At 70.3% G+C, this 18271-nt stretch carries 17 protein-coding genes; 12 read left to right on the top strand and 5 right to left on the bottom strand.

Features of this window, described 5'->3' with window-relative positions; genetic code table 11:
- Positions 1-3 precede the first annotated feature (3 nt).
- The 7 genes from AB0I69_RS16250 (at position 4) to AB0I69_RS16220 (ending at position 5206) form a co-directional block, all read left to right on the top strand.
- The gene (locus tag AB0I69_RS16250; protein ID WP_363096291.1) at positions 4-897 is read left to right on the top strand and encodes a DMT family transporter; all 894 of its coding nucleotides are present in this window, start codon (positions 4-6) and stop codon (positions 895-897) included.
- 43 nt (positions 898-940) lie between these two features.
- A complete protein-coding gene (locus AB0I69_RS16245) occupies positions 941-1462 on the top strand; it encodes an NUDIX domain-containing protein (protein ID WP_363096290.1) in 522 nt (173 codons plus the stop codon).
- Between the two features lie 10 nt (positions 1463-1472).
- Positions 1473-1865 carry a DUF202 domain-containing protein gene (locus tag AB0I69_RS16240; protein WP_363096289.1) on the top strand — a complete coding sequence of 131 codons (393 nt, stop codon included), beginning with the start codon at positions 1473-1475 and terminating at the stop codon, positions 1863-1865.
- Entirely contained in the window at positions 1862-2185 is a 324-nt protein-coding gene (locus AB0I69_RS16235) for a DUF202 domain-containing protein (protein ID WP_363096288.1), read from the top strand. Before AB0I69_RS16240 ends, AB0I69_RS16235 begins: the two co-directional genes overlap by 4 nt.
- 303 nt (positions 2186-2488) lie before the next feature.
- Positions 2489-2785, top strand: coding sequence for a hypothetical protein (locus AB0I69_RS16230; RefSeq protein ID WP_363096287.1), 297 nt, complete (start codon positions 2489-2491; stop codon positions 2783-2785).
- A gap of 177 nt (positions 2786-2962) precedes the next feature.
- Positions 2963-3985: a phosphotransferase family protein gene (locus AB0I69_RS16225; RefSeq protein WP_363096286.1), complete on the top strand. Its 1023-nt coding sequence runs from the start codon at positions 2963-2965 to the stop codon at positions 3983-3985.
- A 6-nt stretch (positions 3986-3991) separates the two neighbouring features.
- Positions 3992-5206, top strand: coding sequence for an acyl-CoA dehydrogenase family protein (locus AB0I69_RS16220; RefSeq protein ID WP_363096285.1), 1215 nt, complete (start codon positions 3992-3994; stop codon positions 5204-5206).
- Positions 5207-5269: 63 nt separating this feature from the next.
- On the opposite strand, the gene AB0I69_RS16215 is transcribed toward AB0I69_RS16220, so the two are convergent.
- Positions 5270-5836: a hypothetical protein gene (locus AB0I69_RS16215; RefSeq protein WP_363096284.1), complete on the bottom strand. Its 567-nt coding sequence runs from the start codon at positions 5834-5836 to the stop codon at positions 5270-5272.
- 186 nt (positions 5837-6022) lie between these two features.
- On the opposite strand from AB0I69_RS16215, the gene AB0I69_RS16210 reads away from it, so the two are divergent.
- Both AB0I69_RS16210 and AB0I69_RS16205 read left to right on the top strand, forming a co-directional pair.
- Positions 6023-8017, top strand: a complete 1995-nt coding sequence (locus tag AB0I69_RS16210; protein WP_363096283.1) for a histidine kinase — start codon at positions 6023-6025, stop codon at positions 8015-8017.
- A 14-nt stretch (positions 8018-8031) separates the two neighbouring features.
- On the top strand, positions 8032-8721 hold the full coding sequence (locus tag AB0I69_RS16205; RefSeq protein WP_363096282.1) for a response regulator transcription factor: 690 nt from the start codon (positions 8032-8034) through the stop codon (positions 8719-8721).
- A 6-nt stretch (positions 8722-8727) separates the two neighbouring features.
- Here the strand turns inward: AB0I69_RS16205 and AB0I69_RS16200 are convergent, their stop codons facing one another.
- From AB0I69_RS16200 to AB0I69_RS16190, 3 genes are read right to left on the bottom strand one after another with little or no spacing between them, the layout of a single operon-like run.
- Entirely contained in the window at positions 8728-9321 is a 594-nt protein-coding gene (locus tag AB0I69_RS16200; protein WP_363096281.1) for a TetR/AcrR family transcriptional regulator, read from the bottom strand.
- A 26-nt stretch (positions 9322-9347) separates the two neighbouring features.
- Positions 9348-11030: an AMP-binding protein gene (locus AB0I69_RS16195; RefSeq protein WP_363096280.1), complete on the bottom strand. Its 1683-nt coding sequence runs from the start codon at positions 11028-11030 to the stop codon at positions 9348-9350.
- Complete coding sequence (locus AB0I69_RS16190; protein WP_363096279.1) at positions 11027-11791, bottom strand: SDR family oxidoreductase; 765 nt, start codon at positions 11789-11791, stop codon at positions 11027-11029. The genes AB0I69_RS16195 and AB0I69_RS16190 overlap by 4 nt, the downstream gene beginning before the upstream one ends.
- Positions 11792-11949: 158 nt before the next feature.
- On the opposite strand from AB0I69_RS16190, the gene AB0I69_RS16185 reads away from it, so the two are divergent.
- Together AB0I69_RS16185 and AB0I69_RS16180 are read left to right on the top strand one after the other, a co-directional pair.
- Entirely contained in the window at positions 11950-13170 is a 1221-nt protein-coding gene (locus AB0I69_RS16185) for a DUF1343 domain-containing protein (RefSeq protein WP_363096278.1), read from the top strand.
- An 81-nt stretch (positions 13171-13251) separates the two neighbouring features.
- Positions 13252-14616, top strand: coding sequence for a serine-threonine protein kinase (locus AB0I69_RS16180; RefSeq protein WP_363096277.1), 1365 nt, complete (start codon positions 13252-13254; stop codon positions 14614-14616).
- On the opposite strand, the gene AB0I69_RS16175 is transcribed toward AB0I69_RS16180, so the two are convergent.
- The gene (locus AB0I69_RS16175) at positions 14605-17388 is read right to left on the bottom strand and encodes a penicillin acylase family protein (protein ID WP_363096276.1); all 2784 of its coding nucleotides are present in this window, start codon (positions 17386-17388) and stop codon (positions 14605-14607) included. The genes AB0I69_RS16180 and AB0I69_RS16175 overlap by 12 nt on opposite strands.
- A 221-nt stretch (positions 17389-17609) precedes the next feature.
- Between AB0I69_RS16175 and AB0I69_RS16170 the strand changes: the two genes are divergently transcribed.
- Complete coding sequence (locus AB0I69_RS16170) at positions 17610-18212, top strand: hypothetical protein (protein WP_043681476.1); 603 nt, start codon at positions 17610-17612, stop codon at positions 18210-18212.
- Positions 18213-18271: the final 59 nt, after the last annotated feature.

The raw sequence follows: 18271 nt of genomic DNA, 5'->3' as shown, positions 1-18271 counted from the left end.
AGCGTGTCCCTTCTGGTTCTGATGCTCGCCGTGAGTGCGGCCTGTTGCCTCGGCTTCGGGTTCGTGCTCCAGCAGAACGTGGCCCAGCAGGCACCCCTGAGCGACTTCCTCTCCCCCAGGCTGCTCCTCGACCTGATGCGGGTACCCCGCTGGCTCGGCGGCATCGGCCTGATGATCGCGGGCATGGTGCTCGGCGCGATAGCGCTCAGCAACGGCGAGGTCTCCCTCGTGGAACCCCTCCTCGCGACGAACCTCCTCTTCGCCCTGGCCCTCTCCCGCAAGCAGACCCGACAGCCCCTGGGCCGGCAGGGCTGGGCGGGCCTCGCACTCCTGGCGGGCGGCGTCACGACCTTCATCGTCGCGGGCGAACCACGGAGCGGCACAGCCGTCACCGACCCCTTCCGCCACTGGCTGATCATCGGCGTCATGGTGGGCCTGGCCCTCCTCCTCACGACGTACGCCAAACGCTCCCGCCTCAGCTCGGGCCCAGTCCTCCTGGCCCTGGCGGCAGGCCTCCTCTACGGCGTGCAGGACGCGCTCACCCGGGTCAGCGGCCAGCGCTTCACCGAGGGCGGCCTCACCGAACTGGTCACGGGCTGGCAGCCGTACGGCGTGCTGGCGCTCGGCGTGACCGGCCTGGTCCTCGTCCAGAGCGCCTTCGAGACGGCTCCCCTACGCATGTCCCTGCCGGCCCTCACCGCGGCCCAGCCACTCGCCGGGATCATCTGCGGGGTGGGCTTCCTGGGCGACCGCCTGCGCGCCGACACGGGTGCGCTGGCCTGGGAGGCGGTGGGCCTCGCCGGGATCGTCGTAGGCATCCTGCTCCTGGGCATGCACCCGGCGATGCCGCGCGGCACGACGAAGCCGAGGCCCGCACCGGCCCTCCAGCCGCACTGAGGCCCTCGGCCCCACCGCTCGCCGGCCCCTGTTTCATGGGGGCATGAATCCAGCTGACGAGATCCTCGACATCGTCGACGAGAACGACCGGGTCATCGGCCAGTCCCCCCGCGGCGAGGCCTACGCACAGGGCCTGCGCCACCGCGCCGTCTTCATCCAGGCCCGAGACGCCGCAGGCCGCCTCTTCGTCCACCGCCGCACCCCCACCAAACTCGTCTTCCCGTCCCTCTACGACATGTTCGTCGGCGGAGTGGTCGGCGCGGGCGAGTCCTACGACGAAGCGGCGCTGCGCGAGGCCGAGGAGGAACTCGGCGTCGACGGCCTGCCCCACCCCTCCTTCCTCTTCAAGTTCCTGTACGACGACGGCGCCGGGCAGACCTGGTGGTCGGCGGTGTACGAGGTCCGCTGCGAGCTTCCGGTCAGCCCGCAGGTCGAGGAGGTCGCGTGGCACGACTTCCTGGAGGAGCGGGAGATCGAGCGGCGGCTGAATGACTGGGAGTGGGTGCCGGACGGCGTGGCGGCCTACACCCGACTCAAGGCGCACCGGGAAGAAAGGGCCGGATAGGGTCCTGCCCGTGATCGATTTTGCACGGAACGTCCGACTGTGGTTCGCGCCCCAGGAGATCAGCGAGGAGGGCGCCACCCCCGACTACCGCTTCTCACTCGCCAACGAGCGCACCTTCCTGGCCTGGCTGCGCACCGCGCTGGCGCTGATCGGCGGGGGTTTCGCGGTGGACCAGTTCCTGCCGCACCTGCGCTGGGCCTGGCGGGCCGGTCTGGCGCTCGCGCTGCTCGCGGCGGGCGTGCTGTGCGCACTGCGCGCGGTCAACCACTGGGTGCGCTGCGAGCGGGCGATGCGCCGGGGCGAGGATCTGCCGGTGTCCCGCTTCCCGGCGCTCCTGAGCATCGCCGTAGCAGTGGTGGCCCTGGCGATGGTCGTCGTCGTACTCGCCGGATGGGCGGGATGACACGGCCCCCGGCCCAGGACCGCGACCCGGGCCTCCAGCCCGAACGCACCCGACTGGCCTGGCGGCGCACGACCCTGTCGAGCACGGTCGCCGCCGTACTGGCCGCGAAGGCCTCACTGCACAACGGCGTACAAGCCGAAGGCATCATCATCTGCGCCTTGTGCTGCGCACTCTGGCTGGCCTTCCTCACCGTGGCCCACCGCCGCATCCGCACCCTCGCGGCCGGCGACATCCCCCCGCCCCTGGCCCCCCGGCACGCCACCACGGCGGTGCTGTGCACGGCGGCCCTGGCGGTGTGCGCGGCGGTACTCGTGTATTGAGACGCGGAGCCAGAGCCTCGGGATGGACCACGCACCCGCACCCGCCAACGCACGGGAGCGGGTCGTGGCGGTACGGCGCAGCCCGCCGCGTAGCTGGTCCCCACCCCTTCAACTGTGACAACACCGGAGGGGCGCAACCAGCGGCGGGCTCGCCGTACCGCCACGACCCCGACCCCACCACACACCGCGGGCAAAGCACCTCCACCCCGCACCCGCACGCCACGCACCCCGGATCACCCGATATGGGCGATTCCCGTGGCAGCCTGTGCGTCGTCATCGCCCGCACTTCCGAAGGTGAGCACCATGACCACCCTTCACCTGGAGCACTCCTCCCACACCCACTCCCACGGCCCGGACTGCGGACACACCACGGTGCCGCACGGCGACCACGTCGACTACGCGCACGACGGTCATCTGCACCGCGAGCACGGCGGCCACTGGGACGAGTGCGAACCGGGCGGCCACGTCGCCCACCAGGAGCACGCGCACCAGCACGGCCAGGACTGCGGACACGAGAGCGTCCTGCACGGCGACCACGTCGACTACGTGCACGACGGCCACCGGCACGCCCAGCACGACGGCCACTGGGACGACCACTGAGCCGACACCCATGGCCCGGAACGGCCTGGACGCACTGACACACAGCTCCCCGTCGCCCGGCGCGGGGAGCTGTCGGCCTATGGTGGCCCCGGTCACGTTTCACTCCCCTACTGGACGACATACCGACCGGTCGGCATGATGGGTCGAGACGTGTTCCTCCATTCGTAGGAGTGATGTATGAGCCCCGACCACCCGCCCGGACTCGATCTCGACCGGCTGCGCGGTCTGCTCGACCGTGAGCGGCCCGGTCTGGTGAGCGGCGCCCTGTCCGGCCGGCTGATCGAGGGCGGACGGTCGAACCTCACCTACGCGGTCACGGACGGCACCGCGAAGTGGGTCGTACGGCGCCCCCCGCTGGGCCATGTGCTGGCGACCGCGCACGACATGAAGCGCGAGCACCGGGTGATCAACGCCCTGCACCCGACGAACGTGCCGGTACCGAGACCCATCCTCCTGTGCGAGGACGACGAGGTGCTCGGGGCGCCGTTCTACGTCATGGAGTTCGTGGAGGGCACGCCGTACCGCACCGCCGACGAGCTGGTCCCGCTGGGCCCGGAGCGCACCCGGGGCGCGGTGCTCGAACTCGTCGACACGCTGGTCGAGTTGCACGCGGTGGACCCCGCCGAGGTGGGCCTCGCCGACTTCGGCCGGCCCGCGGGTTTCCTGGACCGTCAACTCCGCCGCTGGGGCAAGCAGTTGGACGCCTCCCGCAACCGCGAGCTGGCAGGCGTCGAGGAGTTGCACGCGGCCCTCGGCCGCCGCCTCCCCACCTCCCCCGCACCGGCGGTCGTGCACGGCGACTACCGCCTGGACAACGTGCTCATCGGCGAGGACGACAAGATCAAGGCGATCCTCGACTGGGAGATGTCCACCCTCGGCGACCCGCTCACCGACCTGGGCCTCCTCGTCATGTACAGCATCCCGCTGAAGCTGCCCAACTCCCCCATTTCCACCACCGCTTCGGCCCCCGGCCACCCCGCACCGGCCGAGCTGATCGAGCGGTACGCCGCGCGCTCGGGGCGCGACGTGTCGTCGGTCGCCTGGTACACGGCGTTCGCGTGGTTCAAGCTCGCCGTGATCCTGGAGGGCATCCACTACCGCTACACCCTGGGCCAGACGGTCGGCCGCGGCTTCGACCGCATCGGCGAACTGGTTCCCGTCTTCATCGAGCACGGCCTGACCACCCTTCAGGAGGGCTGATCCACCATGGACTTCGCGTACGACGCACACACCGAGGAACTGCGCGCCAAGCTCCTGGCCTTCATGGACGAGTACGTCTATCCGGCCGAGCCCGTCGCCGAGGAACAGCGCGCCCAGCTCTCGTCCCCCTGGGACACCCCTGCGATCGTAGGGGAGTTGAAGGCAGAGGCCCGCAGGCAGGGCCTGTGGAACCTCTTCCTTCCCGACGCCGAGTACGGCGGCGGGCTCACCAACCTCCAGTACGCACCCCTCGCCGAAATCACCGGCCGCTCCCCGCACTTGGCGCCCACCGCGCTGAACTGCGCGGCGCCGGACACCGGCAACATGGAGGTGCTGTACCAGTTCGGCGACGAGCAGCAGAAGAAGCAGTGGCTGGAGCCGCTGCTGGCCGGTGAGATCCGCTCGGCGTTCGCGATGACCGAGCCGGAGGTGGCCTCGTCCGACGCCACCAACATCACCACGCTCATCGAGCGGGACGGCGACGACTACGTCATCACGGGCCGCAAGTGGTACATCTCCGGGGCGATGAACCCGGACTGCAAGATCTTCATCGTGATGGGCAAGACGGACCCGGACGGCGCCGACATCCGCCGCCAGCAGTCCATGATCCTGGTCCCCCGCGACACCCCGGGCGTCACCGTCAAGCGGGCGATGCAGGTCTTCGGCTACGAGGACCACTCCCACGGCGGCCACGCCGAGGTGATCTTCGACCACGCGCGCGTGCCGGTGACGAACCTGATCGGCGAGGAGGGCGGCGGCTTCGCCATCGCCCAGGCGCGGCTCGGTCCGGGCCGTATCCACCACTGCATGCGGCTGATCGGCATGGCGGAGCGGGCGATCGAGCTGATGTGCCAACGGGCCGTGTCCCGCGTCGCGTTCGGCAAGGCGCTGGCCCAACAGGGCGTGGTCCACAACTGGATCGCGGACGCGCGGGTCGCCGTGGAGCAGCTGCGGCTGCTGGTCCTGAAGACGGCCTGGATGATGGACACGGTCGGCAACAAGGGTGCCCACGCGGAGATCCAGGCCATCAAGATCGCCACCCCGCGCACGGTCGTCGGCATCCTCGACAAGGCGATCCAGCTGCACGGCGCGGGCGGCGTGAGCCAGGACTTCCCGCTGGCCGAGCTGTACGCGAGCGCCCGCACCCTGATGCTGGCCGACGGCCCGGACGAGGTGCACCAACGGTCGCTGGCGCGCCGGGAGTTGAAGAAGTACCTGTAGCACCACGAGGGGCTGGAAGGGTGGTCGCACCCTTCCAGCCCCCGTTTCCCCCGAGGTGAATGGTCAGTTGGGCGTGCTCGCCCTCAGCGTCCAGCCCTGGCGGCAGGTGTGGCCGAAGGTGCCGATGTCGCAGCCCTCGACGGTGAAGACGTAGGCGCCGGTGTTCCGCTCCAGCACCCGGATCCGGCCGGACACCCCGCCGCCGAACTCGCGCTGGGTGCCCCCGGGGTCGGAGGCGCTCGTCCAGCGGACCAGGAACGAGTCGTAACCGTGCTCCGGGGCCGTCGTGCCCCAGTTGAAGTAGGCGTAGCCGCGGTCCTGCCACGCGGCGACAACCATGTTCGAGCCCTGGCGCGGTGACCAGGTGGCGGTGCCGTAGGTGAAGTACTGGCGCTTCCCGGCGTACGCGTTGCCCAGGTACACGTCCCTGGTGCCGCTGGTCGGGCAGCCCAGCCAGCCGGAGGCTCCGCCGAGCGCGTTCCAACGCTGGTTGATGTGGGACTCGTTGACCGGGATGGAGCACGCGGCCCGGGCGGGTGTCTGCGCCGCGGCCGGCACCGCCGCCGTACCGCCGAGGACGAGTAGGGAGCCCAGGGCAACGCCGGTCAGGCGCCGCTTCGTTGACAGCATGGTGTTTCCCCCGTTGGTTCCTGTCGGTCGGTCCGGCGGTGTGCCCGCCGTTCCGCTGCTACGAGCATCACGGCGACGGGGGCCGGGAGTTGAGGGGAAGCCCTCGGGCGGCGCCGGGGACTTCTCCCGGGTGGACCGGGAAGCGTTCCCAGGACACCCGGGCGCCGCGCCCCCACGATGGAGTGCATGGACGACCGCGACGGGCGCACACCGCTACGCACGGCGGCGGCGTACGTGCTGCTGGGGCTGGCGGCACTCCAAGTGGCGGTCGGGGCGGTCGCGTTGGCGGCGGCCGGGGTCTCCGCCGCGGACGTGATCCACTACGACATGGTCGTCGACCTGGCGGTCGGTCTCGCCTACCCGGTCTGCGGCACGGTGATCGCGCTGCACCGGCCGCGCAATCCCATCGGCTGGCTGCTGATCGCCTACGGGCTGGGCCACGCGTTCACGGGTCTGTCGATCGGGCTGGCCGTCGAGGGCCTACGGCTGGGCTGGTCCCCGGAGTTGCTGCACGCGCTGACGACCGCCGGCCGTCACACCTGGATCCTCGGCAGCTCCACGGCGTTCGTCCTCGTGTTCTTCCTGTTCCCCGACGGCCGGCTGCCCGACCATCGCTGGCGCTGGGCCCTGGTCGCCCAACTCCTCTCCTCCCCGCTCGACTTCGCCATCTGGGCGCGGGACGACTGGGGGCTGTTCCGCGGCACACCGGCCCAGCCGTCGTACCTCCCGGTGCCGGACGGCTGGATGCCCGCCCTGCGGGACATCGAGACCGCCAAGGCCTGCCTGGTGCTGGCCGCCGTGTTCGCCGTCATGGCCGTGCGCCACCGGCGCGCCGGAGAGCAGGACCGCCGCCGGCTGCTGTGGCTGATCGCGGGAATGCTCCCGCTGGCGTTGAGCGTGGCCCTGCAGATCTTCGGCTTCCCGGCGGTCTACACGTCGTGCTGCACGCTGTTCCTGCCGACCGCCATCATGATCGCCGTGGTCCGCGAGGAACTGCTCGACATCCGTCTCGTCGTCTCCCGCAGCCTGCTCTACGGCGCGCTCACGGTCGGCGTGATCGTCGCCTACGTCGGCCTCGTCACCTCCGTCCAGTCCCTCCTCAACCCCGACCCCGCGCTGCTCGGCCCGGCACTGATCGCGGTCACCCTCGCCCTCGCCTTCGAACCCGCCCGCCGGCTCCTCCAACGCATGGTCGAGCGCGCCCTGTACGGCGACCGGCACGACCCGGTGCGCGCGGTCTCCCGCATCGGCGAACGGCTGGCCGGCACCGGCGTCGGCGCGGTCCCGGAGGCGGTGGGCGAGGCACTGCGACTGCCGTACGTGTGCGTGGAGTCGAAGTCGGGGGTGACGGACGGGAGTTGGGGCGAGCCGGGGGAACACATCCACGCCATACGGCTCGACTACGACGGCCGGACCGTCGGTGCGCTGGTGATCGGGCTGCGTCCCGGCGAACAACAGCCCGACACCGCCGACCTGGCGGTCCTGGAGCTGTTCGCCGTACCGCTGGCCGCCGCACTCCACGCCACCGACCTCACCCGGGAGTTGCAGCACTCCCGGGAGCGGATCGTGGCCGCGCGCGAGGAGGAACGGCGCCGGATCCGCCGCGATCTGCACGACGGGCTCGGGCCGACACTCGCCGGGGCGGCCTTCCAGGCGGACGCGGTACGCAACCTGCTGACGTTCGATCCGGAGCGGGCCGCGGAGCTGCTCACCGAGTTGCGGTCCGAGGTCGGGGGCGCGGTCGCGGAGGTGCGCCGACTGGTGGACGGGCTACGGCCGCCGGATCTGGACCAGTTGGGGCTGCTGGGCGCGTTGCGGGAGCGTGCGGTGCGGTTGTCCTGGCGGGCGGACGGCACCCCGATCCAGGTCCGGGTCCGGGCACCGGAGCGGTTGCCCGCGCTGCCCGCCGCCGTCGAGGTGGCCGCGTACCGCATCGCGATCGAGGCGCTGACGAACGCGGCCCGACACGCCCGCGCCTCGCATGTGGACCTGCGCATCGAGATCGGTGACGGGCTGCGCCTGGAGGTGTCCGACGACGGTTCGCCGACGGACGAGGAGACCGCGTGGACGCCGGGCGTGGGCATCACGTCGATGCAGGAGCGCGCGGCCGAACTGGGCGGCCGGTGTGTGGCGGGGCGCGGGCGGGTGGTGGCGACGCTGCCGTTGGGAGGGCCGATGTGATGGGGCGAGACCCTGTGACCGAAGTGGCCGAGGACGATGCGGACGCGCTACGGGTCGTCCTCGCCGACGATCACCCGGTGGTCCGTACCGGACTGGCCGCGCTCCTGGAGTCCGTACGGGACGGGACCCCGCGGGTGCGAGTAGTCGGGGTCGCCGCGAGCGGCCGGGAGGCGGTACGGGCGGCGGTGACCCTGCGTCCGCACGTGGTGGTGATGGACATCCGGATGCCCGATCTGAACGGCATCGAGGCGACGCGGGAGATCGGCCGGGTGGCGCCCCGGGTGGCCGTGCTGATGCTCACCATGGTCGAGGAGGACGACTCCGTGTTCGCCGCGATGCGGGCGGGCGCTATGGGCTACGTCCTCAAGGGTGCGGGCCAGGACGAGATCGTCCGGGCGATCCGCGCGGTGGCCGCCGGTGAGGCCATCTTCGGCCCCGGTGTCGCGAGGCGCGTGCTCGGGCAGCTCAGCAGGCCCCCGGACCGCCCTGACCCGTGCCCGACACTCACCCCGCGCGAACGGGACGTACTCGCCCTGATCGCCGACGGCCGGCCCAACTCGACGGTGGCCGCCCGGCTGGGGCTGTCCCCGAAGACGGTCAGCAACCACATGTCCGCGGTGCTCGCCAAACTGGGCGTCGCGGACCGCGCGGAGGCGGCGGCCTGGGCGCGGGAGGCGGGGCTCACCCCACCCCCGGACGCGTGAGGGCTACTACGGCCGCAGCGCCCGCAGCAGCAGATCCGCGAGGTGGTCGGCGACTTCCTGAGGGGTGAGCGGGCCGCCGGGGCGGTACCAGGTGGACAGGTGGTGGACCGAGCCGAAGTGGTAGTCCACGACGAGGTCCGCCGGGGTCGCGGTGGAGAACACGCCCTCGCGCTGGCCCTCTTCGACGAGCGCGCGGAAGCGTTCGTGGTAGCGCCGGCGTTCGGCGCGCACCTGCTTGTTCTTCTCCGGGCTGAGGTGGTGCATGGACCGGAAGAAGATCGACGCGTCGTCGAGGTTGTCGATCGTCGTCACGACGACGTCCGCGGCGGCGGCCCGCAGCCGCATCTCGACCGGCTCGTCGGCGTTCGCGAACACCTCCAGGCGCTCCTGCTGGACGCGCAGCACGCGCGCGTACACCTCGTGCAGGAGGTCGTCCTTGGAGCCGAAGTAGTGGTACAGCGCCCCCTTGGTGACGCCTGCGGCCTCGACGATCTCCTGCACCGAGGTGCGGTCGTAACCCTGCTCGGCGAAGAGCCGGGTGGCGGCGGCGAGGAGCCGCTGCGGGACGGGAGCCCCGTCTCCGTCGGTCGTCCTGGGCACTGCCGCCACCTGCCTTTCCTAGGTGTTCACTCGCTGTCGTACGACCGGGAACGCAGTTCCCGCCGGAGGATCTTCCCACTTGCCGTCTTCGGCAGGTCCGGCAGGATCTCCACCTGGCGCGGGTATTTGTAGGCGGCCAGTCTCTCCTTGCAGTACACGGCGAATTCATCGGGGTCGGTTTCGGCGCCCGGACGGAGACTGATGTACGCCTTCACGGTCTCGCCGCGATACCCGTCGGGCACCCCGACGACGGCCGCCTCGCGCACCGCCGGGTGGGTGTACAGCACGTCCTCGACCTCGCGCGGCCACACCTTGAAGCCGGACGCGTTGATCATGTCCTTCTTGCGGTCGACGACGTACAGCCAGCCCTGCGGGTCCATGAAGCCGATGTCACCGGTGCGCAGCTCGCCGTCCGGGAAGGTCTCGGCGGTGGCGTCGGGCCGCCGCCAGTACCCGGGCACGACCTGCGGCCCGCGCACGACGATCTCGCCCTGCTCACCGAACGGCACCTCGGCACCCAGGTCGTCGACGATCCGTACGACGGTGTCGGGCCCCGGCAACCCCACGGCCAGCGTCCCGGACGCCGGGTCGACGGGCGCCTCCAGGTCGGGCGGTACGGAGGCGCAGGGCGCGGTGCACTCGGTGAGGCCGTAGCCGTTGCGGATGTACGACCCGAAGCCGGCCCGGAACTTCTCCACCAGGGCGGGCGGCACCGGGGCGCCGCCGGAGGAGATGTTCCGGAAGGACGCGAAGTGGTCCGGGGTGACGCCCGGGTGCGCGGCGAGTGCCATGAAGGCGGTGGACGGGCCGACCGTGTACTGCGGCCTGTGCTCGGCGAAGGCGTCGAGCACGACCCCGCCCTCGAACCGGTACACCAGCACCAGCGAGCCCCCACTGACGAGACACGCGCCCAACTGGCACACCATCCCGGTGATGTGGAACAGCGGCGCCATCGCGAAGTACACCGGCGCGTCCGGCAGCCCGAGCCCGGTGCGCTGCCGTTCGGCGTTGTACAGGATGTTGGCGTGGGTGTTGGTGGCGCCCTTGGGGGCACCGCTCGTCCCCGAGGTGTAACTGATCAACGCGATGTCCGCAGGCGCCGGTTCACGCCCGCCGGGCGCCTTGTGCCCCGCCTTGGCGACGGCCACCAGGTCCTCGGCGTCGGCGGCCTGCGGGAGCCGCTCGAAGGTGAGCACGCGCGCGTCGTCGCGAGTCTGGAAATCCAGCTCGCACGCGGTGAGCACGATCCGCACGGGAGACCCGCTCTTCTCGACCGCCGTGGCCGTCTCGCGCAGATACGACTCCCAGGCCCGGTCGGTACAGATCAGCGCGGCCACCTCGCCGTCCCGCAGGACATGGGTGACCTCCCCCGACTTGTACATCGGGTTGACCGGCACGACGATCGCGCCGGCCTTCCAGGCGCCGAGCAGGGCGATCACGAAGTGCGGCGAGTTCTGCAGCAGGACGGCGACCCGGTCACCGCGCTCAAGACCCCGCGCGGCCAGATACCCGGCGACGGAGTCGCTCAGCTCGTCGAACTCGCGATAGCTGAGCCGGCCGTCGAAGTAGGTGAGGAAGGTGCGGTCAGGAGTCTCGCCCACAACCCGACGCAAGGCGTGCACCAGCGAGTCGTCCGGACGGATGGCCCCACGCTGGGCCTCGTTGAGCAGCGCCACCCAGGGCTTGGTGGCGTACAGGGAGTCGGTCACTCTCCGGCCTCCCACTTCTGCTGGATGTGGTTCATGGTGGTCAGCCAGCGGTCGGGTTCACCGGCCCTGGCCTGGTAGTACCCGGCGACCTCAGGATGCGGCAGAACCAGGAAGCGCTCCTCCTCGATCCCCTTCATCAGCGCGTCCGCGACCGCGTCGGGCTCGATGGCGGTCGGCTGGAGCACCAGGTCACCCGCGCTGCCGGTGGCGGCCAGCATGTCGGTGCGGACGCCCTGGGGACAGATCGCGTGGACCTTGATCCCCCGGTGCCGGTACGTCAGCGACAGCCACTCGGCGAAGGCGTACGCCCCGTGCTTGGTGACGCTGTAGGGCGCGGCCCCGATCATGGTGAGCAGCCCGGCCGCCGACACGGTGGACACGAACCGCCCGCCGCCCCGCTCCAGCCACCCCGGGATCAACGCCTCCGCGGCCCGCACATGAGCCATGACGTTCACGTCCCAGGCCAGCGCCCAGACGTCCTCCCCGGCCGCCTCCGACCCACCGGAACCGACCCCGGCATTGGCGCAGTAGATGTCGACGGTCCCACCGAGGGCGTCCCGGGCCGCACCGACGACGGCAGAGGCGTCCCCCGGCACGGCGATCGCCCCGATCTCATCGGCGACGGCTTTCGCACGATCGGCATCAAGGTCGTTCACAACGACCCGGGCCCCTTCGGCAGCGAACCGCCGCGCAAGCGCAGCCCCGATGCCACCCCCGGCCCCCGTGACGACTACCCCGGCACCCTGAACGGCTTCCACCATCGGTCTCCTTCGACTGCGGCTCCACTGCCCCACCAGACTAACCGGTCGGTATGTAACACCGAAAGACCAGATTGCCGTAGGGGCGCGGGGAACGGCGCGAGCAACCACGACCGAGTGGCACCCTACGAACCACCCGCGGCAGCCCATACCGTGCCGACATGCCCCTCACCAGACGAACCCTCCTGGCAGCAACCCCGGCGGCAACCCTCACCCCAGCAACCACCAAACCCCGCACCCTACGCACCGGCTTCGAACAACTGGCCGCACACGACTACGCCCAGCTCAGCGGCCAGCGAACCGGCATTGTCACCAACCCCACCGGCATCACAAGAGACGCCCACCACATCGTCGACGTCATGCACACGAGCCCCCACGTGAACCTCACCGCGGTCTTCGGCCCCGAACACGGCTTCCGAGGCACCGCACAAGCAGGCGGCTCCGAGGGCCACTACACCGACCCGGCAACCAAACTCCCCGTCTACGACACGTACTTGAAGAGCGGTCAGCCACTCGCCGACATCTTCGAGACCGCCGCCGTGGACACCGTCGTCTTCGACATCCAGGACGTGGGCGCCCGCTTCTACACGTACATCTGGACCCTGTACGACTGCATGGAGGCGGCCCAGCTCGCCGGCAAACGCTTCGTGGTGCTCGACCGCCCGAACCCGGTGACCGGCCGCGCCGCCCAAGGTCCGGTCCTGCACCGGGAGTTCGCGACATTCGTCGGCCGGCAGCCGATCGCGCAGGCGCACGGCATGACGGTCGCGGAGCTGGCCCGGCTGTTCAACGGGGAGTTCCTGACAGCACCCGTGCCGCTGGAGACCGTACTGATGACGGGCTGGAAGCGGTCGGAGTTCTACGACGCCCGGTCGCTCCCCTGGGTGCCGCCCAGCCCCAACATGCCGACGCCGGACACCGCACTCGTGTACTCGGGGACGTGTCTCTTCGAGGGCACGAACCTGTCCGAGGGCCGCGGCACCACCCGCCCCTTCGAACTGCTCGGCGCGGAAGGGATCGACGGGCGTTGGGCCGCCGAGGTGAATCAACTCGGGCTGCCCGGCGTGCACTTCAGGGAGGCGTACTTCGCGCCCACCTTCTCCAAGTTCCAGGGCAAGACCGTCGGCGGGGTCCAGATCCACCTCCACGACCGGGCCGCGTACGACCCCGTGCGCACCGGTATCGCGCTGCTGGTGACCGCCAAGAAGGTCTGGAGCGGCTTCAGTTGGCGTTCCGACAACTGGATCGACAAGCTCACGGGGTCGGCCCGGGTGCGTACGGCGATCGATTCGGGCGCGGGCACCGACGAGGTGGTGGCGGGCTGGGAGGAGGAGTTGAGGGCCTTCCGGCGGGTTCGAACTGAATACCTCCTCTACAAGTGAGTCGTGACGTATGGCCAATCTTCACCGGTAGCGGGACGATGCGCCCACATCGCACCACTACGGGGGACGAGGAGGCCGGTCATGGCGGATCCGGCGATGAGCGTGAGCCCTTACTGGGAGCTGACCTTCGACGCCGACGGGGACGTCGACCAGGGTGAACGCGACCGGCTGCTGCACGAGGTGCGGCAGCGCGGGGTCGGTGACCTGATCGTCTTCTCGCACGGGTGGAACAGCCAACGCGCCGGCGCGACCCGGCTCTACAGCCGCTTCTTCGCCCCGATTCCGCACCTCGCGCAGAAGGCGAAGATCGGGTACGTGGGCGTGATCTGGCCATCCATGGAGTTCCCGGACCAGCCGATTCCGAACTTCCCGCGAACGGCCGTAGCCGTGGCCGAACCCGTGACGCCTCCGGCACTCGACGGCGACACCCGGCACGCGCTCCTCGACACCTTCCCCGGCAAGGCGACGGTGATCGACCAGATCGCCCGGATGCTGGACCAACGGCCGTCCCAGGACGCCGAGTTGGAGGAGTTCGGGCGGCTGGTGCGCACGCTGGTGGAGGTGGTGCCGCCCGGGCCGCAGGCGCTGTTCGGCGCGGACACGCTGGCGGAGGGAGTACCGCAGAGCGAGCCGCGGATGCTCGCCGTCGGCTGCACGGCCGAGGTCTGCGACGAGTTCGCGCAGGCGCTGGCGCATCTCACGGCCCCTCAATCTCCGGGCCCTGTAACGGAGTTGGCGCTGCCCGACCCGTGGAAGGGGGCGCGTGAACTGCTGCGGCAGGCGGCCTACTACGCGATGAAGAGACGCGCGGGCACGGTCGGCGAGCGTGGTCTCGGTCCGGTGGTCGGGCAGCTCGCGGCGGTGGCGCCGGAGGTGCGGGTGCATCTGGTGGGGCACAGTTTCGGCGGGCGGCTGGTGTCGTTCGCGCTACGGGGTCTGCCCGAGGGAGTGCGCTCGGTCAAGTCGGTGACGCTGCTCCAAGGGGCCTTCTCCCACTACGCGTTCGCGGCCCGGCTGCCGGACGACCCGCGTACCGGCGGTGTCCTGCAGGGCCAGCAGAACCGTGTCGACGGTCCGCTGGTGTGCTGCTACTCGCACTTCGACTCGGCTCTCGCCACGATCTACCCGCTGGCCTCGCGGATGGCGGACGACGACCGCTCGTTCTCCCCCTTCGACATCGGCCGGGTGCTGGGCGCCAGGTGGGGCGCGATGGGCCACGACGGGGTGCAGGCGGTGCCGGGGACCCGCTCGCTGAGCCTGGCCGACGCCCTGAACTCCCCGCTGCCGACGTCGGGTTGTGTGAACGTCGACGCCTGTGCGGTGGTGTGCCACGGCGATCCGCCGACGGGGGCGCACAGCGACATCGTGCACCCCGAACTCGCCCGGGTGGTGCTGGCGGCGGGCCGGATCGTCCGGCCCGCCGCCGCGCCGGCGTCACCGGTGTGACGTGTACTCCACCACTTGCTGGAAGGTGGGCCGGTTCTGCCAACTGATGTTGTAGTGCTTGATGCCGCCGAGGGTCCGCTGGACGATCGAGTCGGCGCACCACTGGTCGCCCGCCGAGCACAGGGTGTCCCCGGGGTAGACCGTGGACGCGCTCGTGCCCGCCGCGGTCTTCAGGGTGCTGATCAGGATGTCCCGGCAGGCGCTGAGGCTGCCGCCGCCGCAGTATTCCTGGTCGAGGCCGCCCTTCACGGTCTGCCCGAGCACCGCCCGGATGTCCTTGTCGACGTAACTCCACCAGCCGTACTGGAAGGAGCTGCCGGCATGGGCGCCGGTCGGCCCGTGTGCGGCCGACGGTGTCTCGTCGATGTACAGGTTGTTGGTGAAGGCCGTGTACAGGTCGGTGCCGAGGCCCGGTTGGAACTCGGCCTGCACCAGCGCCGGCCACCAGGCGTCCAGGATGCGGATCGCGTCGGCGTTGGCGTAGGTCTTCGAACCGGCCGACGTCTCGGTGCGTTTGGCACCGGCCGTCACCCACGCGGACAGCTTGCTGACCGCCGCGGCTGCCGTGGTGTCGGTCACCGTCGAGCTGTTGATGACCTGGAGCAGTTTGGGCAGGACGTCCTCGGCCCGCAGATCCTCAAGAGAGGCGTCCGACATCGCCTTCACCAGCGCGGTTCTGGTGACACCGCCCGCCGCGACCAGTTTCTTGACGCGGTCTTCCAGCAGATTGCCGCGGTGGACCGAACCGTCGCCCCAGGAGGCGGTGGTGTAGTCGTCGGCCTGTTTGTTGTTCCAGGAGATGTAGTAGTCCTGGTCGATGGAGTTGGGGTGTTCGGACGCCGGTGTGTAGTCGGCGGTGTTGGTGGTCGGGTCCCAGTTCTTCCACTCGTAGGCCGACTGCCCCCACACCGGGAACTCGGCGTCGACGCCGCTCGCGCGGACCGGGTTGTCACCGCTGTTGTAGTACGCGGTGTGCTGGGAGTCGGCGTAGAACCAGTTGAACGTGAAGTTGATGTGCTGGGCCGCGGTCTGGAAGGTCTGCGGACTCTTCACGTAGTCCGGGTCGTTGAGCATCTGGAAGCCGATGATCGAGTCGGCCTCGTGCATGTAGGACGATCTCAGGGTTGTGTAGGCGACCTTTTTCCCGCCGACCGTCGCTCTGTATTCGACCGGCCCGTACTTCGTTTTCCAGACCTTCATCGTGTACGACCCCGCCGCGGTGCCGTCGGCGGTGGTGGGCGTCCAGGCGTTGGCCTGCTGGACCTCGTCCATCGCGGTGCAGGTGCCGTGGAAGAGGTAGTGGTAGTCGTCCGTGCACAGTTCGACGGCGTAGGTGTCGATGATGTCCTGGCCGGACGTGGTCGCGCTCCACGAGTAGTCCTGGCCGCGGCCGAGTTCGACGTACATGCTCAGGCCCGCGAAGGAGGCGCCGCGGGCGCTGATGCCCGGGCCCTGGATCTCCTGGAGCATGAGCAACTGCGGTGCGAAGTAACCGGTTTGCGGGCCGAAGACGGCGATCGGGTGGCCGCTCGCCGTGTATTTGCCGCTCACCACAAGGGCGTTGGACATGCCGCGCTTGGCCGAGCTGAGGGCGGTGGTGGCCGCCGCCTTGGACGCGGCGGTCGCGCTCGCGCTGGCTCCGGTGCCGGTGGCGTCGTAGACGAGTGGCTGCTGGACCACGGAGCCCGCGTCCGGCATGGCCTCGCCCACGGCGGTGGTGGGCTTGGTGGCGTAGGGGAAGCTCTCGCCGTTGTGGACGGTGACCACGGCCTCGGGGTCGTTGCGTTCGCGGAACGACTCCCAGACCTTGGTGCCCTCCTCCACCCCGTACTTGGACTGGGCGGCGATCAGCGACAGGGCGTTGTTGACCTCGCCGCCGCCGCCGGAGCCGAAGAGGGTGCCGATGACGGAGGCCAGCGCGACCAGGTCGGTGATCTTGAAGTGGTCGATCGTGCCGGCGTTGGTGATCGAGTCCTTGTGACCGGTGAGGACGTACTCGCCGGGGAAGTAACGACCGCTGTCCGAGGCGTCGATGTAGGCGTTGATGCCGGCCAGATAGGCGTTGGCGTCGGCGAGGGCCTGCTGGCCGCGGGCGCCGTTGTTGGCGACGGCGTTGTCGATCTGGGACTGCAGATCGGCCTCGGTGTAGGGGGCGTTGCGGTAGAACTCCTGCTCAAGTCCCTGGTTGGAGGCCGCGCCGCCCGCGAAGGTGGTCAGCTGGCCGCGTCCGACGTGCCGGAAGACGTCCATCAGCCACAGCCGGTCCTCGGCGGCTGCGTACCCGGCGCCGTACTCGGTGCCGTAGCGCGTGGTGCCTGTGATGTGCGGCACACCGGTCGCCTTGTCCCGGACGATCGTCACGTCGGTGCGACCACTCGGGCTCTCGGTCGAGGCGACGTTGGCGGCGGGGACCCCGAACGAGGCGTCGTTGAAGAAGGTGTTGATCTTCGCGTCGGTCAGCGTGGAGGCGCCCGTGGCCAGGTTGGCGTAGGGGCCGAGTTGGTCCTCGGCGTGTGCGGGTTCCACTCCGAAGGCCTGGTTGAGGAGGATCTGGGCGAGGGTCGCGTTGCCGTTCTCCCCGGCCGGGAGGATGTCCGAGCACTGGCCGCCGCAGTAGTCGTTCGAGGCGGTCGCCGCCGCGGCCGTCCCCTGGGCAAGGGGAGACAAAAGGGCGGCAATGAGGGCGCATACGGATGCGGCCTTCAGGAACCCGGGGAATCTGCCGGGAGTTCTCAGTCTGTCGAGCAAGTTACGCGGGGTGCGCCGTGGCATGGCAGCTCCTACCGACGAGGGTGTTGCCGGACGTTACCGCCGGTATCCCCGGGATTGAAGATGAACATGCGTCAAGTTTTGGATCGGCACGAGCGGCTTATGGGGGTCATCGGAAATCGGATGGAGCCAAATCGCTTGTCGATACGTCTATTCGGCGACGTCCGTACGACGACGCCGAGGTGACCGAAGTACAGGTGCAGGTGTGACGGAGGTGCAGGGCGATGGCCGGTTTCCGGAGTCTGGCGAGACAGGTGCGAGACCCTCGGTGCGATCTGGCGCTACGGCGCTACTCGCTGCGCAAGTGCCTTGAGCGGTTCGCCCCTTATGGGCACAGGGCTACGTGGGACCACTTGAGCTCCCGGGCCGGTTTCGGACCCGAGGACCGCTCCCCCGACCCGGCGCGGCTCGTGGCCGCACTGGACGAGCTGGAGGAAGCGCGCAAGGTCTGGCTCGCCTACGAGGTCGGGTTCGCCGAACGCCGCAAGAAGGAGAAGCACGACGGGCTGCGCCGCCCGGGCAGCGTGGACGACTGGCACCGGCTGACCTGGGGCGGCTTCGGGGTCGCCTGGTGCGACGACCCACGCCTCCACCCCCATGAACCACTGGCCGAGGTGCTGCGACGGCTGATCGCCGCCCTGGAGCGCGAACCGGGTTCCGTGTGCCCGGTGTGCGCCGGGGAGCGCCTCCTGTGGAAGTACGACCTGGCCCACGAACCCTCCTCGGGCCCGGTCTGCACGGACTGCGGAATCGTCGTACCGCGTCCGGTGCTCACGCCCGAGGCCCTGGCCTACGCCAGGCGCGGACGGCTGCTGATGTCGGCCTGAACCGGGGCAATCGAAGAAGGGCGCCAGGGGTGCGCCGGGGATGCCGCACCCCCTCCATG

This window comes from Streptomyces sp. NPDC050508 (genome assembly GCF_040655155.1).
Classification (GTDB): Bacteria; Actinomycetota; Actinomycetes; order Streptomycetales; family Streptomycetaceae; genus Streptomyces.
The sequence above is the reverse complement of the archived record's forward strand: the minus strand, read 5'-3'. Positions and strand labels throughout refer to the sequence as shown.